Source organism: Thermaerobacter nagasakiensis, assembly GCF_055396825.1.
Genome location: NZ_AP043740.1, coordinates 48,156 through 73,033, shown reverse-complemented (window position 1 = coordinate 73,033; position 24,878 = coordinate 48,156). Strand labels below are relative to the sequence as shown.

Genomic DNA, 24,878 nt, shown 5'->3' with positions numbered 1-24,878 from the left:
GCCCGGCGGTTTTGAGGGGCATCCTGGGCGTCCCGGTCCGCCGGCCCGCCGGTCCGCCGGTAGAACGATCAGGAAAGGCCGGCACGGCCGTCCGAGACCGGCGACGCCCCCAGGCCCCGCAACGCGGCCGGAGCGGTGGTGGCCGGTGCTACAATGGACGGGACGAACCCCGTCACCCCATGGGGACACGACGGGCACGGAGGCACGGCAGCCGCCGGGCGCGGTTGTCGCGGGGAGGGGGCAGCACGCCGATGGACGCCGATCGCCAGCCACAGGTGGGCGGGTCGCCGGGTGCGACCCGGGCAGGAGGAAGCCGGCCCCGGCCGGCGGCCGGGGGGGCGAAGACCCCGCCGGCGGGGCAGGAGGGCAGCACCGGCGGGGGGCGCCGGGGAGGGACGGAGCGCTCCCAGGGCCGGGGCACCGGTGCCCCATCCCGCCCCGAGGACCTGCTGGCGCCCGACCCGGCGCAACTCGAAGACAAGCTGGTCCTGATCGACGGGCACAGCCTGATGTACCGGGCCTTCTTCGCCCTGCCTCCCCTGACCACGGCCGACGGCCTGCCCACCAACGCCGTCTACGGCTTTCTCACCATGCTGCTCCGCCTCCTTGAGGAGGAGCGGCCGCGGTACGCGGTGGTGGCCTTCGACCGGGGGCTGCCCGCCTTCCGGGTCGAGCGGTATGCCGCGTACAAGGGCCACCGGCCCGAAACCCCCGACGACCTGCGCAGCCAGTTCCCGGTGGTCAAGGAGATCCTGCCCGCCCTGGGGATCCCCATGGTGGAACACGACGGCTACGAGGCCGACGACCTCCTGGGCACCCTGGCCCGCCGCGCCCGGGAGGCGGGTGTGGGCAGGGTGCTGCTGGTGACCGGCGACCGGGATGTGCTACAGCTGGTGGGCGACGGCATCGAGGTGCTCCTCACCCGGCGAGGCATCAGCGACGTGCATCGCTATGACGCCGCCCGGATCCGGGAGGAGATGGGGATCGACCCGGCCCAGTACCTGGACGTCAAGGCGCTGATGGGCGACCCGTCGGACAACATCCCCGGCGTGCCGGGCATCGGCGAGAAGACCGCCCTCAAGCTGATCCAGCAGCTGGGCGATCTGGAGTCCGTGCTGGCCAACCCCGAGGCGGCCGGGGGCAAGAAGCTGCCCCAGGCGCTGCAAGAGTACGCCGATCAGGCCCGCCTGAGCCGGGATCTGGCCCGGATCCGCACCGACGCGCCCGTGGACTTCGACCCCCAGCGCTGGTGCCGCCGGCCTGCCGATGCCGGGCTCTTGCGGCCCCTGCTCTTGCGCTTGGAGTTCCGCAGCCTGCTCGACCGCCTGGGCCTGGGCCAGCGCACGCCCCAGGCCGGACAGGTGGCCGCGGAACCGCCCGGTGAAGGTGCAGGCGGTGCCGCCGGCGCGCCGGGGACGGCCGCCGTGGCCCAGGGGGGCGTGGGAGCCGGGGAGGACGAGGTCGGGGCAGCAGGAGCCCGGAGAGAGGGGGGCAGGCAAGAAGGATCCAGGGAAGAAGGAGCGGGTCTGCCTGTTCAGGTCGAGCCGCTGTCTGCCGGGGACGTGGCCGCCTGGCTCGATGAGGCCCTGGGCCGCCTTGCCGCCGGTACTGCCCAGGGTTCTCCGGACCCGGGCGAAACCGATGCGACCGCGGCCGGCGGTGACGTGGCGGTGGTCGCCGCCTGGCTGGGGGAGGCGGAAGGTCCCCAGGGGGGTGCCGGTGCCGTGCTGGCAGGGCTCGGCCTGGCCGCGGCGGGCAGGGTGGGCGCCTGGCTGGCGGGAGAGCCGGAGGACGCCGCCGGGGACGCGGTCGGTCGCGTCCGGGAGGCGCTGTCCGGCCGGCCGCTGGCCGGCTTCGACCTCAAGCCCCTGTACCGGTGGCTGCTCCGCCGGGCGGGCGCGGCAGGGGAGGACCCGGATCCTGCCGCCCAGACCGCCCAGAGCCCGGAGGGTGAAGGGCCGCCCGCCCGGGCGGGCCGGCACGTCCGGCACGTCCGGCCCGTTCTTCCGGCACCGGTGACGGATCTCAAGCTGGCCGCCTACCTGCTCGACCCGGTGCGCAACCGTTACCACCTGGTGGACACCGCCCGCCAGTTCTTCGGCTGGGACCTGGAGGAGGGGCCCGCCGACCGCCCCGGCGACCCCGCCGTATGCACCTCCTCCCTGCTGGGTCGGGATGCGGCCCTGTGCGCCCGGCTCCGCCCTGCCGTGGAAGCCGAGCTGGCGGCTCGGGGGCTGGAGCGGGTCTACCGGGAGATCGAGCTGCCCCTGGTGCCGGTGCTGGCCGCCATGGAAGAGGCGGGCATCGCCGTCGACCGGCGCCAGCTGGAGGAGCTGGGCCGGCTCTTCACCCGGCGCAGCCAGGAACTGGCCGAGCAGATCTACGAGCTGGCGGGGCAGACCTTCAACATCAACTCGACCCAGCAGCTGGGCCAGATCCTGTTCGAACGGCTGGGCCTGCCCGTGGTGAAGAAGACGAAGACGGGTTATTCCACCGACGCCGAGGTCCTGGAGACCCTGGCGGCCCGCCACCCCATCGCCGAGCTGGTGCTGGAATACCGGTCGCTGGTCAAGCTGCAGGGCACCTACGTGGACGGGCTAGCCGAGCACATCGGCCCCGACGGCCGCATCCACACCACCTTCCAGCAGACGGTGGCGGCCACGGGCCGGCTCTCCAGCACCCAGCCCAACCTGCAGAACATCCCCATCCGGGACGAACCCGGCCGCTCCCTGCGCCGCGCCTTCGTGGCGCCGCCGGGACACCGGCTGGTGGCCGCCGACTACTCCCAGATCGAGCTGCGGGTCCTGGCCCACTACAGCGGCGACCCCGGCCTGGTGGAGGCCTTCGCCCAGGGGCAGGACGTCCACGCCCGGACGGCCAGCGAGATCTTCGGGGTGCCCCTGGAGCAGGTGACCCCCGAGCAGCGGCGGGTGGCCAAGGCGGTGAACTTCGGCCTGGCCTACGGCCAGACGGACTTCGGGCTGGCCCGCGCCCTGCGCATCGACCGCGCCGACGCCCGCCGCTTCATGGAACGCTATTTCGAGCGGTATCCCGGCGTGAAGCGGTACATGGAGGAGACGGTGCGGCGGGCGCGCCAGCAGGGCGAGGTGACCACGCTGCTCGGGCGGCGGCGGCCGGTGCCCGAGATCCGGCACCGGGTCTTCCACATCCGGCAGAACGCCGAGCGGGTGGCGATCAACACGCCCATCCAGGGCACCGCCGCCGACATCATGAAGCTGGCCATGATCCGCGTCCACCGGGCCCTGGTGGAAGAGGGGCTGCGGGCCCGCATCGTGCTGCAGGTCCACGACGAGCTGCTGGTGGAAGCCCCCGACGCGGAGGTGGCGGCCGTGGCCGCCCTGCTGCGCCGGGAGATGGAAGGCGCCTTCCGCCTCGACGTCCCCTTGGTGGTCGAGGTCAAATCCGGTGCCAACTGGTACGAGATGGAGGCCGTGGACGCCGGTGCCTGAACTGCCCGAGGTGGAGACCATCCGGCGCGACCTGGAACGCCATCTGGCCGGCGCCCGGATCACCCGGGTCCACGTCCTGCGGCCCGAGGTGGTGTGCGGTACCGGGGGGGAGGCCATCGGGCCGGAGGCCTTTCGGGTCGTTCTGGAGGGAACCCGTTTTGGCCGCTTTGCCCGCCGGGGCAAGTACCTGCTCATTGAGCTGCACCAGGCGGCGGGGGATCCTGCGGCCGGGTCCGGGCTCAACACCACGCCCGTGCTCCCGGACGAACCGGCCGGGAGGCGGGTTCGTCCGGCCGGGCCGGGTGGCGGGCGGCTGTGGCTGGCGATCCACCTGCGCATGACCGGCCGGCTTACCCTGGCGCGGCGGGGTGAGCCGCGGCCGCCTCACACCCACGTGGTGTTCGAGCTTGAGCCCGGTCCGGGTCGGTCGTGGGAGGAACTGCGTTTCTCCGACGTGCGCCGCTTCGGCCGGCTGTACCTGCTGCCGGACAACCCCCTGGCCCGCGCCCGCGGCCGGCCGGCAAAGCGCCGGGCGGGGGGCACGGTCCCGGAGGGACCCCACGGAGGAACCGGCCTGCAAGGCCTCTACACCCTGGGGCCTGAACCCCTCAGCCGCCGCTTCGGCGCCGCCGAACTGGGCCGGCGCCTGGCCGGGCGCCGGGCGCCCATCAAGGCCGTGCTCCTGGATCAGCGGGTGGTGGCGGGGCTCGGCAACATCTACGCCGACGAGGCCCTCTTCCGCGCCCGCATCCACCCGGCCCGGCCGGCAGGATCCCTGACGGGCCAGGAGGTGGCGCGCCTGGCCCGGGCCATCCGCAGCGTGCTGCGGGAGGCCGTGGCGGCCGGTGGCACCACCTTCTCCGATTACCGCGACGGGCTGGGGCGGGAAGGCCGGTTTGGCCGCCGGCTGGCGGTCTACGACCGGGAGGGCCTCCCCTGCCCCCGCTGCGGCACCCCCGTGGCAGCCTTGCGCCTGGCCGGCCGCACCAGCCACTACTGCCCTCGCTGCCAGCCGAGCGGACCCGGGTGGTGCCCGGTCCCGCGCGGCTCGGCAAGCTGAGCCCGCCGGCTTGGCAACCGGCTCCCTGCCGCCTGCTCCATCGGAACCGCGGGACGGGCCCCGGGATCTATCTCCGGGGTCCTGGCGCACCGCCGTGGCGGGTGCCGGGGCGGCGGGCGGCACCGGGCGGCGTGGCGGGCCCGCCCTCGCCAGGTGCCGGCCGGGTCGCTTCCGGCGCGCCGTACGCGGTGCGGCCGGGTTCCTCCCCGCCGATGTCCGCGGTCACCCGCAAGCCCGGCACCTCGAATTCCACCTGGGGCCGGATGCCCATGGCACGGGCTTGGCTGTCCGCCAGGTCCTCCAGCTCGTCGATCCAGCGGTCGTCGTCGGTGAAGGAGGCCGGTGCGCCGGCAGCGGTCAGGTCGTCGGGCTCAGGGGCCCCCGCTTCCGGTTGAACCGGGCGGCCGCGGCGGCCGTCCGGCCTCACCCGGGCCGGCCCGCTGGCCGCGCCCTCCGGGTCGCCCGGGGGCAGGGCCCCGCCCTGGCTCCCTCCCTGGTTTGCCGGAGCACCGCGACCTTCACCGGGGCGCGGCCTGCCATCTGGTCCTGTCATCGCTTCCCGCTCCTTTGCCGGTCCACCCCGTCTCGGGTTCCCGCCCCCATCGCCGGCACCGCAGGGGGCGGCACTCCATGGCGCAGGTCGAATCTGTGCCGGGAACCGGCCCGGGTCAGGGCCCGTACGGACCGCCGCCTGGCAACCCGCCGGCCCGCGCGTGGACCGTCCGCACCGGGGACGGCGGCCGGCGTGACCCTGCGGCGGCCCGGTCCCGGGCAGTTCCCGCTGCGGCCGGTGGCCGGGGTTGGACTATACTAGCGTGGCCGACTGGAGGCCGGTCCAATCGTGGAAGGCAATGGGGCGGGACACGGGGGCGCCCGCAGGGGCGCGCAGACCGGCGGGGGAGCGGAAGGCCTTCGCCACCGGCCGCGCAGCCAACGGCCTGGAACCTGCCGGAGCAAGGCCAGGGGCGGGGACCCTGAGTCCCCGCCCCTGCCTTCGGTCCCCGGCCGGCGGCCGGGGACCGTGCCCGATGGAGTCCTGCATCGTCAATCCCGGCGTCCACCCCGCCCGTCGCCCCGGGCCCGTGCGGGATGGTGTCGCCGCCAGGGCCGGCGCCGGCCGGCACCGCCGGAAGGGAACCTCAGTAGGCGAACCGGTGGTTGCCGATCCAGCCCGCGCTGGGCCGGCTCTCCAGGAAGGGCTGGTAGCCCGACTTGACGGGATTCCAGAAGTAGAGGGCGCCGCCCGTGGGATCCCAGCCGTTGACCGCGTCGATGGCCGCCTGCCAGGACTCGGCGCTGGGTTCCTGCCAGAAGGTCCCGTTCAGCACCGGCTCGAACTGGTACGGCTCGAACAGCACGCCCGCCACGGTATCGGGGAACAGCGGGCTCTTCACCCGGTTGAGGATCACGGCCGCCACGGCCACCTTGCCCACGTAGGGCTCGCCGGCCGCCTCGGCCTCGACCATCTGGGCCAGCAGGCGCAGTTCATAGTCGGTCGCGCGCACCCCCTGCCCGCCTGCCTGCGACCGGGAGGGAGCCGGCGCGGGTGCCGCCGCGGCAGTCCCGCCCGAGGGCGCGCCCGTCGCACCACCCAGGGGCACGATCAGCCGCTGTCCGGGCAGGATCAGGTCACCGGCCAGGGCGTTGGCTCGCTGCAGCTCGGCGGCCGCCAGCCCGTAGGCGGCGGCGATCTTGAACAGGGTATCGCCCCGCCGCACGGTGTAGATGTCGTAGCGGTCGATCCTGGGGATCGCCAGGTAGGTGCCGGCCCAGACCACGCTGGCCGACGGCAGGCGGTTCAGCTGCACGATGTCGTCCATCGGAACCCCGTACTTGCGGCTGATCTTCCAGATGGTCTCGCCGCGCTGGACGTAATGGGTGACGAAGGCAGGACCGCCCCCGGAGGCCGCCGCCGGGACCGTGCTGCCCACCACGGCCAGGACGGACAGGCTCACCCCGGCCAGCAGGCCGGCCAGCGCGCGCCGCCACCGACAATTCGCCATGCGTCTCCCTCCCCGGACGAAATCTGGATGTAACATGGACGAAACGAATTATAGAAAACTGCAATATTCGCAGGCATTAGCAAAATGTTTCCTGTAGAGCCGGGAGGGATAAATGGCAAGGGATTGGTAAAAACCGGGGGGCGGGCGCCGGTCACGGCGCCCGCCCCCCGGGTGGAGCCATCGCGTGGGATCGAGAAGGAGCCACCGCTCGCAATAGCCAGGTCCGGACCTCGCGTTGCAACAGCCAGTCCGGACCTCGCGAGGGCTGGCTCGCGAGGTCCGGAACGAACTCCAACCTCAGTAGGCGAAGCGGTGATTGCCGATCCAGCCGGCGCTGGGGCGGGACTCCAGGTGGGGCTGGTACCCGGACTTGGCCGGGTTCCAGAAGTAAAGGGCTCCGCCGGTGGGGTCCAGACCCCGGGCGGCATCGCGAGCGGCGCGCCAGGAAGCGGCGCTGGGCTCCCGCCAGAACCAGCCGTTGAGGACGGGCTCGAACTGCCAGGGCTGGAAGATGACCTCCTCGACCGTGTCCGGGAACAGGGGGCTGCGCACCCGGTTCAGGATCACGGCGCCCACCGCCACCTTGCCCTCGTAGGGCTCCGCGCCGGCCTCCGCCTCGATCATCTGGGCCAGAAGCCGCAGTTCCCGGGGAGTCAGGTGCATGGCGCGCTCCCGCGCCTGGGCCCGCAGACCGGCCTGCCCGGTACCAGGCGTACGCGCCGGGCCGGCAGCGCGCCCGCGCTCCCGGGCCGAGCCGGCTGCCGCCGCCTCCTGGCGCTCGTCACCGCCTGCCGCGCCGGCCCGGTCCGGCGAGCCGGCCGGGTTCTTCCGCCCACCGGCCTTCTCGGCCCGGTCCGCGGCCCGCTGCTCGGCCTGCTGGACCGCTGCCACCAGGCCACCCGTGGTGGCGCTCTTCTCGTCCTCGGCCCCGGCCAGGCTTGCCTTCGCCGTCACGGCCACCGGACCGGACCCTGCCGCCCCGGCGACACCGCCCTGTTCCGAGGGCTTCGCGGCGATGGCCAGGGCCGCCGCCGGCCCGGACAGCACGAAGGCCAGCGCCAGGGCCGCACCCACCAGGGGCAGCCCCGGGCGCCGGCTCCGGCCGCCCCGGCCGGTCAAGCTTCGGGCCGGCGGGGTAGCCTGCTCCATCGCTGTAGCCCGCATTTCATTCCCTCCTTGCTTCCGAAAGGGACTTATATCTACGGTTGTCGTTGAAATTATAAAAAGTCGCTATTTACGTGGCATTATTGAATCCATGGTCATCGGGTATGGGTTCAACAGAATAGGAAAAATATCGGCATCCGGCAGGAAGGCGTCTCCGGCCAGGCAGGAAGCGGGTGCTCGCGTCCGTTCAGTGCAGGCGCCCGGCGGCGGCAGCTGCCGGCATGGGGCCTGGCATCCGGCTTTCGCCGCCGGCCCCGGCAGGCGGTATAATCCGGGCGGGATCATCGTGGCGGCCGCCGGGCATCGCCCGGGCGGGGATGGGAGGGAGGCCCCATGATGGTGGTGGCCCTGGAATTCGAAGACGAGAAGAAGCTGGAGGCGGCGGTCCAGCGCCTGCGCCAGAACCTGGGCGTGACGGGGGAACTGGCCATCAAGCCCCTGGAGGGCGGCCGCTGGCGGCTGACCATCAGCTCCGAAAAGCCGTTGCGGGAGAGCTCTCTGGAGAAACTGGGCGGCCGGCGGGTCGACCTGTGATGCCGGGCGGCGGCGCCCGCGCCGCCCGCCGGCCCCTGCTGATCGGTCTGACGGGCGGCATCGGGAGCGGCAAGAGTTCCGTGGCAGCCATGCTGGCGTCCCTGGGTGCCGCCGTGGTGGACGCCGACGCCATCGCCCGCGAGGTGGTCGAACCCGGCGAGCCGGCCCTGGCCAGGCTGGTGGAAGCCTTCGGCCCCGGTATCCTGCGTCCTGACGGCACCCTGGACCGGCGGGCCCTGGGACGCCGGGTCTTCGGCGATGATGCGGCACGCAAGGCGCTGGAGGGCATCGTTCATCCCGCCGTTCGCAAGCGCACGTGGGATCGCATCGGCGCCCTGATGGCGGCAGGACGCCATCCGGCGGTGGTGTGGGACGTGCCCCTGCTCTTCGAGGTCGGGGCCGAGAAGCTGGTCGACCAGATCTGGGTCGTCACCGCCCCGCGCGGCGTGCGCCTCCAGCGCCTGCGGCAGCGGGACCCCGACCTCTCCCCGGAAGAGCTGGAACGGCGCATGGCGGCGCAGATGCCCTTGGAGGAGAAGGCGGCCCGGGCTCATGTGGTGATCGACAACGGCGGCGACCTGGAGGCGACCCGCCGCCAGGTGGAGGCAGCGTGGCGCCGGCACGTGTTGCGTGAAGAGGGCTCCGCGACCTGGCAGGGCTCCAGGCCCGGCGACCGTCCGGGGGACCGGGCGGGTTCCGGTCGCCGTACCGGTGCGGAGGGAGGCAGCGGGTGCTGAACATGGTGCGCTGGCTGGGGTGGGGTACGACCCTGGCCGTGGCCGCGCTGGTGGCAATGGCCGTCCTGTACGCGGCCTATCCCGTGCCGATGGCGGCGCTGATTCAGCGGGAAGCCCGGACGTGCGGGCTGGACCCCTTGCTGGTGGCGGCGGTGATCCGGCGGGAGAGCGGTTTCGAGCCCCGCGCCGTGTCCAGCCGGGGTGCCCGCGGCCTGATGCAGCTCATGCCCGAGACGGGCGCGTGGGCGGCCTCCCGCCTGGGGATCGAGGGCTTCCACCCGGACCGGCTCTTCGAGCCGGAGGTCAACCTCCGCCTCGGGTGCTGGTACCTGGCCTACCTGCTGGACAGGTTCGGCGGGGATCCCGTGGCCGCCCTGGCCGCCTACAACGGTGGGGAGGGAACGGTGGCGGACTGGATGGCGCGGGGTCACTGGCACCCCGCCCAGGGGCCGGGCGACATCCCCTTTCCGGAGACCCGCCACTTCGTCGCCGGCGTGCTGCGGGATTACCGGGTCTACCGCTGGCTCTACCGTCACCTGCCGGCCGTGTGGGGCAGGGTGGAGCAGCTGGCGGCGGCCGGCACGGCGGCAGTGGAAGAGCGCCTGGGCCGGTAGGCCCGGCCTTCCTCACCGCCACCGGCCCTGCTCCGTCGCCGGCCAGGAGGGGCTTGCGCCGGGCGCATGCAGGTGCTATATTACGAACTGCGCAGCCGGTCGAGCCGGCAGCGAGCATGCCGAAGTGGTGGAACTGGCAGACACGCGGTGTTCAGGGCGCCGTGGGCTTACGCCCGTGTGGGTTCGAATCCCACCTTCGGCACCGGCGGACAGGAAATCCTGTCCGCCTTTCCCGTCCAGAAAGAAAGCCGTTGGCCCGGAAGGGCCGGGCGGCCGTGCGAGGGTGCTGGAACTGGCAGACAGGCACGTTTGAGGGGCGTGTGGGTTTATCCCGTGCGGGTTCGAGTCCCGCCCCTCGCACAGGACAGAGGCGCCGGGCGGCGTGGTAACCAGGCCACGCCGCCCGGCGCCTTCTCGCTTTCTGCACCCGGCCTGCGCGGATGCGGCCGGGCGGCCTCGCCCGAGGGTCTGAGGCCTCCGGCTCCCCGCCTGCTGCGCCTCCCTGGCGCGGGCGCGGAGCCGCTTTCGCGGGCCTGCGGCAAAGGATAAGATCAAGCCGGAGCCCGTCCCTGGAAGGGGCATCCAGGCCGTGCCGGCGCCCGGCCGGCGGCGACGTGCACCGGGCGTCGCCACCTCGTCACATGCGGCGCGATCCCGCGCCGTGAGGTGGTGCTGCCGGCGCCGCCCAGGCGGCACGCCGGTGCCGTCCGCCCGTGGTCCGGCGCCGGGAGGGGAGCCGCGGGGTCGTGCGGGCGGCCCCCGGCGGCGGGCGGCCCAGGGCTGGGTGCGGCGGGCGCCCAGGGCCGGACGCGGCGGGCGGCAGGCCAGGGCCGGACGCGGCGGGCGGCAGGCCGGGGCCGGCGGCCCTGGCGGCGGGTCGTTGCGGGCTGGCGCCGGCCCGCCCAGGACCCGAGCCGGACTACGGCAAGGCAAAGGCAGGTGACACCCGTGCAGCAGCTCTTCCCGGAGGCGCGACCGTGGCCCGATCCTCTTACCATCTACGACGACCTGGATCTTCCCGCCGGGCCACCCCACCGTCCCTACGTGCTGGTGAACATGGTCTCCACCGTGGACGGCAAGGTCACCATGGGCCGCGGCGCCATCCAGGAGCCCATCGGCAGCAAGGTGGACCACGGCCTCATGGCCCGGCTGCGGGCGCCGGTGGACGCCGTGTTGCGCGGCGCCGGTACCGTCCGGGCCTACGACGTGCCGCCCCGCGTGCCCGCCGAGTACGCCGAGCGGCGGCAGGCCCGGGGCCTGCCGCCCCAGCCCCTGCCGGTGGTGATCACCGGTTCCTGCGACCTGCCCCTGGACGCCCGGTTCTTCCGGGAAGCGCCGCGGCGGCCGCTGGTGCTGACGCGCCGGGCGGCCCCCGCCGACAAGGTGGAGGCCGTGCGCCAGGTGGCCGACGTGGCCTTCGCGGGGGAGGAGCAGGTGGAGATGCGGGCGGCCCTGGCCCTCTTGCGGGAGCGCTACGGCATCCGGCGCCTGCTCAGCGAGGGCGGCCCCACGGTGAACTTCGCCATGCTGGAGGCCGGCGTGGTGGATGAGCTCTTCTGGACGGTGGCGCCCAAGATCGCCGGCTACGCCGAGGACAAGACCATGGTGATGGGGCCCCGTGCCCTGGATCCCCTGGTCCGCCTCAGCCTGGCCAGCGCCTTCTTCCACGAGGGAGAGCTCTACCTGCGCTATCACGTCCTGGACTGATCTCCCGGACGAACCGGCAGCCGCCCGAGTTCCCGCAGGGGCCGGCGCTGCCGGCCGGTGACGGCGTCGAAGGGCCAGCCGCCGGCCGGTTCGTCCCAGCCGCGGACCAGGGCGTCGGCCATGCGGGCCACCCGGGCGTTGGCCCGCACGTCGTGGACGCGCACCATGTCGGCGCCGTGGACCACGGCCAGGGCCGTGGTGGCCAGCGTGCCCTCCAGCCGGTCGCCGATGGGCGTCTCCAGGATGTTCCCGATCACCGAGGTGCGCGAGGCGCCCAGCAGGACGGGGTATCCCAGGCTGCGGAAGGCGCCCAGGTTCTCCAGGATCTCCAGGTTGTGCCGGGTGCGCTTGCCCACGCCGATGCCGGGGTCGACCACAATGGCTTCGGGGCGCACGCCGGCGGCCAGGGCCCGCTGCACGCCCTCGGCCAGGTAGCGGGCGACGTCCAGCACCACGTCGTCGTAGCGGGGTTCCCGGGCCAGGCGCCGCGGGTGGCCTTGCAGGTGCATGATCACCACCCCGGCACCGTAGCGGGCGCAGACGGCCGCTAGGTCGGGGTCGGCGTGCAGGCCGCTGATGTCGTTGATGATGTGGGCACCGGCCTCGAGGGCCGCTTCGGCCACGGGCGCCTTGTAGGTGTCGATGGAGATGGGCACGTCCACCTCCCGCACCAGCCGCTCGACCACCGGGACCAGCCGGGCCAGTTCCTCCTCCAGTTCCGGTTTGGAGGCGGCGATGTTGGCGCTCTCGGCCCCTACGTCAATGAGGTCGGCGCCTTCGGCCACCATCTCCAGGGCGCGGCGCAGCGCCCGGTCGGGGGCGTTGTAGCGGCCTCCGTCGGAGAAGGAGTCGGGGGTGACGTTGAGCACGCCCATGATCAGGGTGCGCCGGCCAAAGAGCAGGGAGCGGCCCCGGAAGTCGACCTTGCGGGGACCCAGGGCCAGGGGCACGGGTCCCGCCGGGAACCCCCCGGCGGGCCAGGGGCCGCCGGCCGCCGGCGCCGCGGAAACCGGCCCCGCCCTCCCGCGCCCGGCGGGGGCCGTTCCCCCGGCCGGGGAGCCTGCAGGAACCCCGGCGGGCGACAAGGGGGCGGCGCCGCCCTCTGCCCCCAGCCGCCCGGGCGGGAGATGGGGCAGCGAGAGGAGAGCCCGCGCCAGGGCGTGGCCGGCAGAGCGGGTCAGGTCCTCGCCGGAGGCGGGTTGGTCACGGCCGGTGAACGGGGCGCCGAGGCCCGCCGTGGTTCCTCCGGGCTCCGGGCCTCTGCCCGGGTCCGGGACCGCAGCGTGACCGCCCCACCGGCAGGCCAGGGACCACAGCTGGGGCAGCGAGCCGCCCAAAAGCAGGCTGGCGGCGCCGGCGTAGGGGCGCCAGGTGGCGAAGCCCGTCTGGCCGGCGGCCTCGTGGGCCAGGCGGCGGGCCAGCTCGGGCGGCAGGGGCGCGATCTCCAGGACGTGCTGCCAGCGGTCGTACAGGGCGCCGGCACCGGGCCATCCCGCCCGGACCAGCCGGGCCGCGGCGTCGCCGGCGGGCCAGGGGCCGCGCAGCACGGCCACCACCGCCCGGGGGCCGGGCCCGCCTCCGGCCGGGGCGGGACCGGGCGCCTGGCTGTCGATGCCGGCAGGCCGTTCGGGGTTGCGGTGGTCCAAGACCGTTCCTCCTTGAGATGGAGATGACCCTTGATGGGGAAAGGGGCTTCCGCCTGGAGGCGGTGCGCCGGGCCCGGCCCCTTCAGCGTTCTCACCCGGGCCGGCATCCGGTCCGGTGCCCAGGGTCGCGGGGGCCAGTTCTGCCCAGGCCCGGTCGGCCAGCGGGCCCCAGAGGTCGTAATGGGGGATGCTCCCGTGGCGGCAGATGCCCCGGGCGGGAAGCCCGTAGCGGGTGCCCCAGGCCGCCAGGCGCCCTTCGTCGGCGCAGAGCACTTTGACCAGGTACGGGGCCACCGTCCCGCCGGGCACGGGCCGGTGCCAGGGCTGGCGCAACACCGCCAGCTCGCCCCGGCGGGCTCGCGTGAGGGCGCGGCGCCACTGATCCACCAGGCGCAAGGGCATCCTCCTTCCGGGCGGCCGGGGCCCGTTCTTCCCCAATATACCAGGAGGTGCCGGGCGATGCGGCAGAAGGAGCCGTGGACGGCCGGTCGGCTGGCCGGGGCGGTGGCGGTGGTGACGGGGGCGGCCCGCGGCATCGGGCGGGCCATCGCCCTGAGGCTGGCGGCGGAAGGCGCGGCGGTGGGCGTGCTGGACATCGACGGCCCGGGGGCGCGGCGAACGGCCGGAGAGGCTTGTGGCGCGGGCGGGCGGGCCGTGGCCGTCGAGGCCGACGTGGCGGACAGCGGGGCGGTGGTCCGGGCCATGGCCCAGGTGGCCAGGGAGCTGGGACCGCCCACCATCCTGGTCAACAACGCCGGCATCGGCGGGTTCGTCCCCCTGGAGCACGAGGCGGCCGAAGCCACCTGGCAGCGGGTGCTGGCGGTGAACCTGACGGGCGCCTACCTTTGTGCCCGCCACGTGGTGCCGTACATGCGGCAGGCCGGGCGGGGCGCCATCGTGCAGATCGCCTCGACCCGCGCCCTCATGTCCGAACCCGACGGGGAGCCCTACGCGGCGGCCAAAGGGGGGCTTTTGGCCCTGACCCACGCCCTGGCCGTCAGCCTGGGCCGCTACGGCATCCGGGTCAACGCCATCAGCCCGGGCTGGATCGACACGGGCCACGAGCCCGTGGGGGAGCAGGACCACGCCCAGCATCCGGTGGGCCGGGTGGGCCGGCCCGAAGACGTGGCCGCCGCCTGCGCCTTTCTGGTGTCGCCGGAGGCCGGGTTCATCACCGGCCAGAACCTGGTGGTCGACGGCGGGATGACGGTGAAGATGATCTACCTCTGACCGGCCTCGGATTCACCGGAGCCTGCGGGCGATCTCCCGCCAGGCCGCCGGGTCTTCCATCCCCAGCCGCCAGATGGCGACGCCCCGCACCCGGTGCCGCCGAACCAGGTTGATCTTCTCCGCCCAGCTGCGAGCGTTTTCGAAGTACACCGCGTGGCTGGAGCCGTCCTCGGCCGTGTAGGTGAAGTAGGGTACCCGGGCCCGGTCGTCCCAGCGCACGTCCACGCCCTGCTGGCGGGCCAGCTGCACCGCCTGGGCGTGATCCAGGTAGCGCGGGAAGGTGCCGCCGCCCCAGTCGAAGCCGAAGGCGCCGAGGCCCACGATCACCTTGTCCCGCGGTACGTAGCGCAGGGCGTAGCGCACCATGCGGTCGACGTAGTCCAGGGACGCCAGGGGACCCGGCGGCGTGTCCGCCCGGTGCTCGGAGTAGGTCATCAGGATGAAGAAGTCGACGGCCTCACCGAGGGCGGCGTAGTCGTACACGCCCGTGTTGGGGTCCGTGCGGTCGTCCCGGTCCCGGGGGAAGACGGCGATGCTGAGGAGCTTGCCGTCCGGTAGCGCGTCCCGCACCTTGCGGACGAAGGCCGTCAGCCGCGGGCGCTCTTCCGGCGGCACCGTCTCCAGGTCGATGTGGATGCCGTCGTAGCCCTCCTGCCGCATGATGTCCAGCATGCCGCGGACGGCCCGCTCCTGGGCCTGGGGGTCCCGGAGGAACCGGCGGGCGGTGGCCGCGCTGCGCTCGCCCGAGCCGTAGAGCAGATTGTGGACGATGAGTTCCACCTTGAGGCCGCGCCGGTGGGCTTCCCGGATCACCTGCTTGCGGCGCTCGGGCGGCGGCGCGGCGTAGGCTTCGATGGTGCCGTCCCCGCTTTCCGCCAGCCGGAACCAGAAGGGCACGATCACATCCAGGTCCCGGGCGTGGCGGACCATGGTCTCGAAGGAGCCGGCCAGGGGCGGTTCGGGTTCGGTGTAGAACCCGTAGACCACGGGGTCCTTGCCGACGATGTCCGCGGCGCCGCCCGTGCCGGGCCCTGCGCCGGGCCCCGGCTTGGCGGGGGCACGGGAGGCCGGGCCGCCGGCCCGGCAGGCGCCGAGGAACAGGGCGATCAGCAGCAGGGCGGTGACGGCAGGGACTCCCCGCCGCCGTCCCGGGCGGGCGGGGGGCACGCCGGCTGGGCTGCGTCGCGGCGGCAGCAGGCTCCACCCCCGGCGGCGACACGGGTGCGGGTTCATCGGGCATCCCTCCGCCCGCAGTGTCACCGACCCGGGGGAACGCCATGCGCCCGGACACCCAGCTGGGCCAGCCCCCGGACCAGGCCTTCCACCGCCGCGGCGGCCAGGTGCCGGCGGCCCTGGGGGCTCAGCAGGATGGCGCGGTCGGCGGGGTTGGTCAGGAAGGCGAACTCCACCAGCACGGCGGGGCGGCCCGCCTTCGCGAGGAGGAAGAAGTCGGCGGGCAGGGCCTCGTTGCGGGCCTCCGGCGGGAAGGCGGCGTTCAGGCTCGCCTGGACGGCCAGCGCCAGGCGGCGGCCGGGTTCGTCCCCGAACTGGTAGAAGACGATGGGGCCTCGCAGGCGGCTGTCCCGGGCGGCGTTGACGTGCAGGCTGACCAGGGCGGCGGCCCGGGCGTCGCGGGTGATGCGCAGCCGCTCCTCCAGGTCGCGGCGCACGCTGGCGTCGTCGTCGCCGGGGGCCAGGGCGTAATCGGCGGTGCGGGTCAGGACCACGCGGAACCCGGAGGCTTCCAGCAGGGGCGCCATCGCCTGGGCCAGCTGCAGGGTGAGGTCCTTTTCCAGAATGCGCCCCTGGAGGTGGGTGCCGCCGTCGATGCCGCCGTGGCCCGGGTCCAGCACGATGACCGGGCCGTCGCGGTTCGAGGGGGCGGGAGCATGGGCCCGCTGGGACAGGAGCACAAGCACCAGCACGGCCGCAAGTACGGCCAGCAGTGCCGTCTCCCCGCCGGAATCCCGCACCGGGCCTGGGCGCCGCCTGCGGGCAGGCACGGGTCTCCACCTCCTCCGGCTGGGCTGGACCGGTGGGCGCGGGGGCTGGGGCGGTCCGGCAGGCCGCCGCCGGCCGGCCCGGCACGGACGGGTTCCGTCATTCCTCCCGGTCCGGGGCCTCCGGTGCGATGTATGCAAGGGCGTCGCGGATCTTGTGGGGAAGAACCGTGGGGACGAACCGGGGCTCGGGACCGCGCGGGTTCTGGCCCGGATGCCCGCCGCAGCCGTGGAGCGTCCGGTCGTCCGGGACGGGGAGGCCCGGCGGGAGGAACCCGCCCGTGCGGGAGGGAACTGACGGGCAGAGGACGCCGGGCGGCGGAAGGGGCCGGGCTCCGGGGGCGCCGGCGGGAAAGCGGCCGGAGCGCGGCCCGGACTGCCGGGGGCATGGTCCGGGACGTGGCCTGCCCGGGGAGAGGGCAGGGACGGCGGCGTCGGGTGCCCGGTCCGGACGGTCGGGCGCCGGCCACGGCGTGACCTGTGCCGGGCACGGCGTGACCTGGATGGTGGTGGCTTCGCCCGGGGGAGGGTGGCTTGGATGTCCCGTGCAGACGGCCGGCAGGTACCCGAGGAGTCCCGCCGCCGGGCGGGGCCGCCCGCGGGAGGCGGGAAGGCGGCCGGACCCGGGCCGGCGGGTGGAGCCGGGGAGGGCGGGGCCGGCGGGTCGGGCGGCCGTGACCTGCTGTTGATCCGGCCTGCTGACGTCCGGGCCCAGGGGGTGGAACAGGATCTGCGCCTGGGGGAACAGGCAGCGCGGGGGGCGGAGGCGGGTCCCCGGCGCCTTCGGCGCCGGTGGCTTCCCCGGCTCCAGCGCCGGCCCGGGGCGCCGGAGGCAGGGCAGGCGACCCCGGCGATCCCTGGCCGGGAAACCTTGCCGGCCGAGGACGGCGACCTTCCACCCCCGGTGGATCCTGCGCCCCTGGGCTGGTTCCTCCTGGCGGTCACCTACGCCTTGACGGCGGTCTACAGCGCGGTGCCCGCGGCGGGCAGCACCCTCTTCGGCGCCGGCGCCCAGGGGGCAGGCCGGATGGCGGCGGCCCTGGTGGTGATTCCCTACGTGGTGGCGGGTGTCTACACGGGTTGCACCGCCGGGGGCCGGGGCTGGCTCTACCCGGCGACCTTCGCGGCCTGGCCGGTTCTTCTGGAGCGCCTGGCCCTGTACCTCTTCGGCATGGCCGGCCAGTGGATGGTGGCCGGCTTCCCCCACGGCTGGCGGGAGGCCCTGCCGCTGGACACGGCCCTGGCCTTCACCCGCGCGACCCTGGCTCCCTACGCGACGGTGGGCTACCTGGCGGCGGGGGCCGCCAGCCTGGCCCTGGCGGTCGGCGTGTTCTTCGCCACACGGTGGCTCGCCGCCCGGGTGGCAAGGAGCCGCTTCTAGATGCCCCTGGACGGTGCCGGCAGCCTGGGCCGGCACCCTGGCCCCGGCCAGGAAGCCCGCCGGCAATCACCGTACTGCCCGCTATTGCGCCGCTTTTCGTCCCTTCATCTCCACCCCCTAGCGGAACCCGCTTTAAAGTTCCAGGCCTGGACAAGAAATTCGTTGTCTTGAAGGTGCCCGCCACCCGCGGCCGGCAGGATTTGGGCCGCCGGCGCGGAATTAGGCATCCCATATCGTGCCATGGGACGTTCCTGGAACAGGCGTGCCCCGGCCGGAAGCCATGGCGCTGAAAGGGGGCGATGAAAGAGAAGGGGAGGGAGAAAGCTGCCGGCGGGAGCCGGAGGGAAAGGCAGGGGCATCGCGCCGGTACTGCGGACCGGTGACGACCCTCTGGATCACGGCGGCGCCATCACGGGGAAAGACAGGGGCTTCGCACCGGTACTGGGGACCGGTGGGGGCCCTGGCCGGCAGGGCGCCCGGACAGGAGCGTTCCAGGGACCGCGAGAGGGGAGGTTTCCTGTATGGGGGCCGTCAGTGCCACTGCGGCCGGGCCTGCGGACAGCCGGAACATCTGGCGTGTCATCGCAGCCTCGGCCGGCGGTACCATCATCGAGTGGTATGATTTCTACATCTTCGGCAGCCTCTCCACCGTCATTGCTTCGGCCTTCTTTCCCAAGGGGAACCCGACCGTCGCCTTGCTCAACACCCTGGCCATCTTTGCCACCGGGTTCCTGGTGCGGCCCTTCGGCGCCCTGGTGTTCGGGCGGTTGGGGGACCTGATCGGCCGCAAGTACGCGTTCCTGATGACCCTTCTGATCATGGGCGGTGCCACCACGGCCATCGGCCTGGTACCCACCTACAGCCAGATCGGCATTGCCGCACCCCTCATCGTCCTGGTGTTGCGGCTCCTGCAGGGTCTGGCCCTGGGCGGCGAGTACGGCGGCGCGGCCACCTACGTGGCCGAGCACGCCCCCGACGGCCGGCGCGGGTTCTACACGTCCTTCATCCAGACCACGGCCACGCTGGGCCTGTTCGTTTCGCTGGGTGTCATCCTCATCGTCCGCCTGTCCATGAGCCCGGAAGCCTTTGCTGCCTGGGGATGGCGAATCCCCTTCCTGCTCTCCGCCGTGCTGCTGGTGCTCTCGGCGTGGATGCGCATGCGCCTGCAGGAATCGCCCCTGTTCCAGCAGCTCAAGGCCCAGGGCAAGACCACCCAGGCGCCGATACGAGAGACGTTCCGCAACTGGAAGCTGGTCCTGCTGGCCCTGCTGGGTGCCACGGCCGGGCAGGCGGTGGTCTGGTATACGGGCCAGTTCTACGCCCTGGTCTACCTGCAGAATACCCTGAAGGTCGACTTCGTCACCGCCAACATCATCGTGGCCGTCGCCCTGGCCCTGGGCACGCCCTTCTTCGTCGTCTTCGGCCACCTGTCGGATCGCATCGGCCGCAAGCCGATCATGATGGCAGGCAACCTGATCGCTGCCCTGACCTACTATCCGCTGTACCAGCTGATGCACCAGAACGCCGGCAATCCGGTGGTGCTCACCCTACTGGTCTGGATTCAGGTGCTCTACGTCACCATGGTCTACGGGCCCATCGCCGCCTTCCTGGTCGAGACCTTCCCCGGCAAGATCCGCTACACCGCCCTGTCGCTGCCCTACCACCTGGGCAACGGCTGGTTCGGCGGCCTCACGCCGTACATCTCGGCCAGCCTGGTGGCCAGCACGGGCAACATCTATGCCGGCGTCTGGTATCCCACGGCGGTGGCCCTGGTCACCTTCGTGGTGGGGACCTTCCTGCTGAAGGAGACCAGCGTGGTGTCCATCTGGCAGGAGACCCATGCCACCGAAGCCACCGCCGACTGACCCGGCGGACGAACGGGCCGGTGGGCGCCGGCCCCGCGGGCCCTGGCGGCGCCGCGGGGCCGGCTTTTGCCCGGGGCCGGCAAGGGCCGTACGGTGGGGTCGCGATCGTTCCGCCCCGGCCCGGTTGCTTCGCCATGCCCGGTCGCCGCGGTGGCGATCGCCGGGGCCCGCCTCGCGTCAACCGGGTCCCGGGGCCCAGGGCGGAGGGACGTGCGGGACCCGTTTGGGCGGTTCCCGCGGAGGAGGGGTTGGGCGCCGGCCGCAGGATCCGAGCGAGTTCCGTTCTAATTAGAGCTACAGGGGACGAATTCCGGCGGGACCGAGCCCGCAGAGGGAGGGGACACCATGGCAGACGCGGCAGGAAGGCCCATCGACGCCCTGCTCCGGGAAGAACGGCGTTTCGCACCCCCCGAGTCCTTCCGGGCCCGCGCCCACGTGCGGGACGAGTCGGTCTACGAGGAGGCGGAAAGGGATCCCGAGGGCTTCTGGGCCCGATGGGCGGAAGAGCTGGAGTGGTTCCGGAAGTGGGACCGGGTGCTGGAGTGGAACCCGCCCCACGCCAGGTGGTTCCTCGGCGGCAAGCTCAACGCCAGCGTGAACTGCGTCGACCGGCACATCCGCGGGCCGCGGCGGAACAAGGCCGCCATCATCTGGGAGGGCGAGCCGGGGGATACCCGCACCCTGACCTACTATGACCTCTACCGGGAAGTGAACAGGTTCGCCAGCGTCCTCAAGGGCCTGGGCGTGAAGAAGGGCGACCGGGTGACCCTCTACCTGCCCATGATCCCCGAGCTGCCCATCGCCATGCTGGCCTGTGCCCGCATCGGCGCGCCCCACTCGGTGGTGTTCGCCGGCTTCAGCCCCCAGGCCCTGGCCTCGCGCATGGAGGACGCCGGCTCCCGGTTCCTCGTCACCTGTGACGGGTTCTACCGCCGGGGCAAGGTGGTTCCGCTCAAGGCCCAGGCCGACGAGGCGCTCAAGCTGCTGGCGGGCAAGCAGGATGTGGAGGCCGTGGTGGTGGTGCGGCGCACCGGCCATGAGGTGCCCTTCACGCCGGGCCGGGACCGCTGGTGGCACGAGCTGATGGAACAGGCCCAGCGGCTGTGCCCGCCCGAAGCGATGGACGCCGAGGACATGCTCTTCATGATGTACACCTCGGGCACCACGGGGCGGCCCAAGGGCATCGTCCACACCACGGGCGGGTACCTGACGGGCGTGTATGCCACCACCAAGTGGGTCTTCGACCTCCACGAGGACGACGTGTACTGGTGCATGGCCGACATCGGCTGGATCACCGGCCATTCGTACATCGTCTACGGCCCGCTGGCCAACGGTGCCACCACGGTGATGTATGAGGGGGCGCCCGACTGGCCCGACAAGGACCGGCCCTGGGCGATCGTCGAGAAGTACGGCGTGACCATCTTCTATACGGCTCCCACGGCCATCCGGGCCTTTGCCGCCGACGGGCCGGAGTATCCCCGCCGGCACGACCTCTCGAGCCTGCGCCTCCTGGGCAGCGTGGGCGAGCCCATCAACCCGGAGGCCTGGATGTGGTACCACGAGCACATCGGCGGCGGCCGCTGCCCCATCGTGGACACTTGGTGGCAGACGGAGACGGGGGCCATCATGATCACCCCGCTCCCCGGGGTGACGGTCACCAAGCCCGGCAGCGCCACCCGGCCCTTCCCCGGGATCAAGGCGGCGGTGCTGGACGACCAGGGCAACCCCGTACCGCCCGGCCAGGGCGGCGGCTACCTGGCCATCCTGCGCCCCTGGCCTTCCATGCTGCGGGGCATCTGGGGCGACGAGGAGCGCTACGTCAACACCTACTGGTCCAAGTGGGGCCGGGATGTGTACTACCCCGGCGACGGCGCCAAGATCGACGAAGACGGCTACTTCTGGGTGCTCGGCCGGGTGGACGACGTGATGAACGTGGCGGGCCACCGGCTGAGCACCATGGAGATCGAGAGTGCGCTGGTGTCCCACCCGGCCGTGGCGGAAGCGGCGGTGATCGCGGCACCTCACCCGGTCAAGGGCCAGGTGCCCGTGGGCTTCGTGATCCTGGAGGCCGGCCGGCAGGGCGGTCCCGAGCTGGAGGCGGAACTCAAGGAGCACGTGGCCAAGGTGATCAGCCCCATCGCCCGGCCCGACCGGGTGCTGTTCGTGCCCGACCTGCCCAAGACCCGCAGCGGCAAGATCATGCGGCGCCTCTTGCGGGATATCGTGGAAGGGCGCCAGCTGGGCGATACCACCACCCTGCGTGATCCCGACGTTCCGGAGCAGCTGCGCCAGATGTACGCCTCCCAGCCTGCCCGCTGACCACCCGCTCACCAGCCTGCTGCTGGCGGGCGGACCGGGCCAGCTCCCGGCCGGGGACCGGGGTCCTGCGGGATCCCGGTCCCTTTCCGGTGAGGGCGGATGACCAGCCCACCGCCCGCCACGCCCGGCCGGGATCATGCCCTCTGTTGCTTCGCATGGTCCCGGCCAACCGCTCTGGTCGGGTGGGGCAGGCTTTTTGCGATCCGCTCTGGTTGAAAGCGTCAAGAAAAGTTTACAATCGAACACGATTGATATAAGTGGTCGCCCCCTCCTTCGCCATCGTTCGACAGGTTTTGTCGAAAATGCGCGGTCGGTGGGTGGCGACCCCCACTGGTCACCGCACCGGCGGCACCCCCGGCCCTGCGGCTCCATGGCCCGTGGGCGGCCGGGCCGGCCTCCCGCGGCCGCTGGGCGGCGCCCGTACGGAGGGGAAAGAATGGAACTGGCGCCTGATGGGCCCCTGGCGCCTGGCGCACCGCACCTGGAACGGCCGGACACCGGGGGCGCAGGGCCCCGCCTGGACCAGCCCCAGGAGGCGGCGCCCGCCGGAGGGCGGGCCCCGGCTCTAGAGCCGGCGCCGGCGCAGGCCGGTTCGTCCGGCGACCACCGGGCCGGGGACCGGAGCGGCGCCGCAGGCGAACCCGGCGCCGCGGCCGCTGCTGCCGGCCTGGCGGGGATCCCCCTCGACTTGCTGGACATCCCGCCTCGGGTCCGCCTGGCGCTCCAGCAGCGGGGTTACGAGACCGTGGGCGATCTCGCCTGGCGGCATGACCCGCGGCTTCTGGCCGCCCGCGGCATGGGGACCCGGGGCCTGCTGGCCCTGGTCACCGAGCTGGCGCGGGTCATGGCCGACGGAGCCTACCAGCGGCAGCTGCTGGCCCGGGCCACCCGGTACGACCCCCAGCGGTTCCCCGAGGCCGTTCGCCGGCGGCCCGTGGACGATCTCGCGCTGGGCCAGCGGGCCTACCGGGCCCTGCGCCGGGCCGGGATCCAGACCGTGGGCCAGCTGCTGGAGCTGGGGGAACCGGGGCTGCAGCGGCTGCGAGGGCTCGGGCCCCGCTCGCTGGCGGAGATCTGCCATCGCCTGGACGCCCTGCAATCGGGCCGGCCCTTGCCGCCACCCGGCGGTGCCACCGGCGACCCCCTGGCCCCCGACCTGATGGACGATCCGGCTCCCATCGGTGCCCTGCTCCTGCCGCGCCGGGTCGTCACCGCCCTGCAGCGGGCGGGGCTGCACACCGTCGGGGCCTTGGCCGGCTTTACGCAGGAAGGGCTGCGCCGGTTGCGCGGGCTCGGGGAGAGCGGCGTCGCGGCCGTTCTGCAAAGCCTGCACCAGTACCGGCAGGAGTGCAGCCGCAGGGGAGCGTTCCCCCGCCGGCTGGAGGACTGGCTGCAGGAGCTGATCGAGCCGCTGCCCGACCGGGAGCGGGAAGTGCTGGCCCTGCGGTACGGCCTGCTGGGGGAGGAAGCCCACGACCTGTCGGCCATCGCCGCGCGCTGGCAGACCACCCGCCAGTGGGTCAGCGTGGTGCAGGGGCGGGCCCTGCGCCGCGCCAGGGCCCGGGCACGACTGGAGCGCTTCCAGCCGCTGGTGGACGCGGTCCGGGCTGCGGCGACCCGCTGCGGCGCCGCGGGGCCTGCCGAGCTGGCCGAGGCCCTGCGCCAGGACGGCACCGTGGGCGTGCCCGAGTCGACCGACCAGGCGGTCCGGCTGGTGGGCCTGCTGGTGCACGTGACGCCCGGGCTGCGGCGGGTGGCGGGGTCGACCTGGTCGACGGCGGAGATCGCCCAGCACCTGCCGGAGGCGGCCCGGCGCCTGCAGGAGTTCCTGGCGGCGGCCGGCCGCCCGCTGGCCCTGGCCGAACTGGCCGCCCACCTGGAGGAAGGCATGGGGGACCTGCCCGCCCCTGCGGAGGCGCTGGCCCGGGCGGTGGTGACCACCCAGGCTTCCTTCGCCCGCTTCCCCGGCGGGACCTACGGCCTTGCCAGCTGGCGCGCGGGACGACGGATGCGGGCCCGGGACTACGTCTACCAGGCGCTGCAGCGGCACGGGCGGCCCCTGCACTACGCCGAGCTCACCCGGCTGGTCAACCAGCTGTTGCCCGAAGGGCGGAAGATGCCGCCGACCCACGTGTTGACCATCCTGTCGTCGGGGGAGCCCTTCCGCCGCGTGGACCGGGGGATTTACGGCCTGAGCCACTGGGAACGGCAGCCGGAGCGGAACCTGGCGCAGCTGTGCCGCGATGCCCTGGCCGAAGCCGGGGAGCCGGCCAGCCTGGACCAGGTGGTCGCGGCCGTCCAGCGGGTGCGCAGCTACCCGCGGCGGACGGTGGCCCGGGCCCTCAACGAGGACACCGCCGTACTGCGCTACGGCCGGGACCGGTTCGGCCTGGCCGCGTGGCTGGCGACGGACCCCCGGTCCGCGGGGACGGTGCGGGTGCCTTCCTATGGCCCCCGCCCCACCAACCTGGCGGCGGTACGCGGGCTGCTGGCCGAGCTTCTGGCCGGTCACGTGTACGACACGTCCCAACTCACCTCGTACCTGGGCCGCTGGCGGCAGCGTTCCCAGGCCCGGCAGGTCATCGCCTACCTGGCCACCATGGGCTGGCTGACGGGCGTGGAGGACACCTGGACGGCCACGTCCCTGAACGACGGGTGGGTCCGGGCGGGCGGCGAGATCGACCAGCTGGCCGCCCTGGCTCTGGCCGACCCGGCCTTCGCCCACGCCGTCGTGCTCCACGGAGCCTTCCGCCAGCTGGCCCAGGGGGATGCAGGGCCGGCCCTTGACGTCGCCGCCGCCGCGGGCGGGGACGGGGGCGCTGGCGGAACCGGGCCCGCAGGGCACCGGGAGTCCGCCGTGCCGGCCCTGGACCAGGCCGCCGGCTGGCTGGCGGACCGCATCCGCCGGGCCGCCGGCGCCCGGGGGGAGGAGCCGGGCCCCGAGCTGCTGGAGCGGCTGCGCCGGCAATGGCTGGTTACCGCCTGGTTCGACCCCTGGATTTCCCTGCTGGTCCCGGAGCGGGTGGCACCGGCGGGCGGGGCGGGAGAGCCCAGCGGCGCCGCAGCGGCCGCCGCGGCGGACGAACCGGCGGCTGCCGGCGGGGGTCGCGGCCGGGGCGCCCTGGCCCGGGCCGCCTTGTGGGACTAG

Annotated in this window: 17 protein-coding genes and 2 tRNA genes; 13 read left to right on the top strand and 6 right to left on the bottom strand. The window is 73.6% G+C overall.

Annotated features, from left to right (window positions below; genetic code table 11):
• The first annotated feature begins 251 nt into the window (after positions 1-251).
• Complete coding sequence (gene polA, locus ACZ5T9_RS00305) at positions 252-3,470, top strand: DNA polymerase I (protein ID WP_464833345.1); 3,219 nt, start codon at positions 252-254, stop codon at positions 3,468-3,470.
• Positions 3,463-4,530 carry a bifunctional DNA-formamidopyrimidine glycosylase/DNA-(apurinic or apyrimidinic site) lyase gene (mutM, locus tag ACZ5T9_RS00300; RefSeq protein ID WP_464833343.1) on the top strand — a complete coding sequence of 356 codons (1,068 nt, stop codon included), beginning with the start codon at positions 3,463-3,465 and terminating at the stop codon, positions 4,528-4,530. The genes polA and mutM overlap by 8 nt, the downstream gene beginning before the upstream one ends.
• Before the next feature lie 67 nt (positions 4,531-4,597).
• Here the strand turns inward: mutM and ACZ5T9_RS00295 are convergent, their stop codons facing one another.
• From ACZ5T9_RS00295 to ACZ5T9_RS00285, 3 genes are all read right to left on the bottom strand, one after another.
• Entirely contained in the window at positions 4,598-4,957 is a 360-nt protein-coding gene (locus tag ACZ5T9_RS00295) for a translation initiation factor 2 (protein ID WP_464833341.1), read from the bottom strand.
• A gap of 712 nt (positions 4,958-5,669) precedes the next feature.
• On the bottom strand, positions 5,670-6,533 hold the full coding sequence (locus tag ACZ5T9_RS00290) for a cell wall hydrolase (RefSeq protein ID WP_464833340.1): 864 nt from the start codon (positions 6,531-6,533) through the stop codon (positions 5,670-5,672).
• A gap of 297 nt (positions 6,534-6,830) precedes the next feature.
• Positions 6,831-7,697 (bottom strand): cell wall hydrolase, encoded by an 867-nt coding sequence (locus ACZ5T9_RS00285; RefSeq protein WP_006904414.1) that lies wholly within the window; start codon positions 7,695-7,697, stop codon positions 6,831-6,833.
• Positions 7,698-8,030: 333 nt separating this feature from the next.
• Here ACZ5T9_RS00285 and ACZ5T9_RS00280 point away from each other — a divergent pair, with 333 nt between their 5' ends.
• The 6 genes from ACZ5T9_RS00280 (at position 8,031) to ACZ5T9_RS00255 (ending at position 11,289) form a co-directional block, all read left to right on the top strand.
• Positions 8,031-8,231: a hypothetical protein gene (locus tag ACZ5T9_RS00280; protein ID WP_006904413.1), complete on the top strand. Its 201-nt coding sequence runs from the start codon at positions 8,031-8,033 to the stop codon at positions 8,229-8,231.
• Positions 8,231-8,968 (top strand): dephospho-CoA kinase, encoded by a 738-nt coding sequence (gene coaE / locus ACZ5T9_RS00275; RefSeq protein ID WP_464834455.1) that lies wholly within the window; start codon positions 8,231-8,233, stop codon positions 8,966-8,968. The genes ACZ5T9_RS00280 and coaE overlap by 1 nt, the downstream gene beginning before the upstream one ends.
• 2 nt (positions 8,969-8,970) lie before the next feature.
• Positions 8,971-9,582, top strand: coding sequence for a lytic transglycosylase domain-containing protein (locus tag ACZ5T9_RS00270; protein ID WP_464834454.1), 612 nt, complete (start codon positions 8,971-8,973; stop codon positions 9,580-9,582).
• A gap of 118 nt (positions 9,583-9,700) precedes the next feature.
• Positions 9,701-9,784: transfer RNA gene (locus ACZ5T9_RS00265), tRNA-Leu, on the top strand.
• A 75-nt stretch (positions 9,785-9,859) separates the two neighbouring features.
• Positions 9,860-9,942, top strand: a tRNA-Leu gene (locus ACZ5T9_RS00260).
• Positions 9,943-10,530: 588 nt separating this feature from the next.
• Positions 10,531-11,289 (top strand): RibD family protein, encoded by a 759-nt coding sequence (locus ACZ5T9_RS00255; RefSeq protein ID WP_243149796.1) that lies wholly within the window; start codon positions 10,531-10,533, stop codon positions 11,287-11,289.
• Here ACZ5T9_RS00255 and folP read toward each other — a convergent pair.
• Entirely contained in the window at positions 11,274-13,322 is a 2,049-nt protein-coding gene (gene folP / locus ACZ5T9_RS00250; RefSeq protein ID WP_464834453.1) for a dihydropteroate synthase, read from the bottom strand. The two genes, ACZ5T9_RS00255 and folP, sit on opposite strands and share 16 nt — an antisense overlap.
• Before the next feature lie 72 nt (positions 13,323-13,394).
• On the opposite strand from folP, the gene ACZ5T9_RS00245 reads away from it, so the two are divergent.
• Positions 13,395-14,165, top strand: a complete 771-nt coding sequence (locus ACZ5T9_RS00245; RefSeq protein WP_464833338.1) for a glucose 1-dehydrogenase — start codon at positions 13,395-13,397, stop codon at positions 14,163-14,165.
• A 12-nt stretch (positions 14,166-14,177) separates the two neighbouring features.
• On the opposite strand, the gene ACZ5T9_RS00240 is transcribed toward ACZ5T9_RS00245, so the two are convergent.
• Both ACZ5T9_RS00240 and ACZ5T9_RS00235 read right to left on the bottom strand, forming a co-directional pair.
• On the bottom strand, positions 14,178-15,398 hold the full coding sequence (locus tag ACZ5T9_RS00240; RefSeq protein WP_464833337.1) for a glycosyl hydrolase family 18 protein: 1,221 nt from the start codon (positions 15,396-15,398) through the stop codon (positions 14,178-14,180).
• Positions 15,399-15,421: 23 nt separating this feature from the next.
• Complete coding sequence (locus tag ACZ5T9_RS00235; RefSeq protein ID WP_464833335.1) at positions 15,422-16,168, bottom strand: N-acetylmuramoyl-L-alanine amidase family protein; 747 nt, start codon at positions 16,166-16,168, stop codon at positions 15,422-15,424.
• A gap of 535 nt (positions 16,169-16,703) precedes the next feature.
• Here ACZ5T9_RS00235 and ACZ5T9_RS00230 point away from each other — a divergent pair.
• From ACZ5T9_RS00230 to ACZ5T9_RS00215, 4 genes are all read left to right on the top strand, one after another.
• Complete coding sequence (locus tag ACZ5T9_RS00230; RefSeq protein ID WP_464833334.1) at positions 16,704-17,546, top strand: hypothetical protein; 843 nt, start codon at positions 16,704-16,706, stop codon at positions 17,544-17,546.
• Positions 17,547-18,067: 521 nt separating this feature from the next.
• Positions 18,068-19,411, top strand: a complete 1,344-nt coding sequence (locus tag ACZ5T9_RS00225) for an MFS transporter (RefSeq protein ID WP_464833332.1) — start codon at positions 18,068-18,070, stop codon at positions 19,409-19,411.
• Between the two features lie 345 nt (positions 19,412-19,756).
• Positions 19,757-21,730 (top strand): acetate--CoA ligase, encoded by a 1,974-nt coding sequence (gene acs / locus ACZ5T9_RS00220; protein ID WP_464833330.1) that lies wholly within the window; start codon positions 19,757-19,759, stop codon positions 21,728-21,730.
• Positions 21,731-22,166: 436 nt separating this feature from the next.
• The gene (locus ACZ5T9_RS00215) at positions 22,167-24,878 is read left to right on the top strand and encodes a DNA-directed RNA polymerase subunit alpha C-terminal domain-containing protein (protein WP_464833329.1); all 2,712 of its coding nucleotides are present in this window, start codon (positions 22,167-22,169) and stop codon (positions 24,876-24,878) included.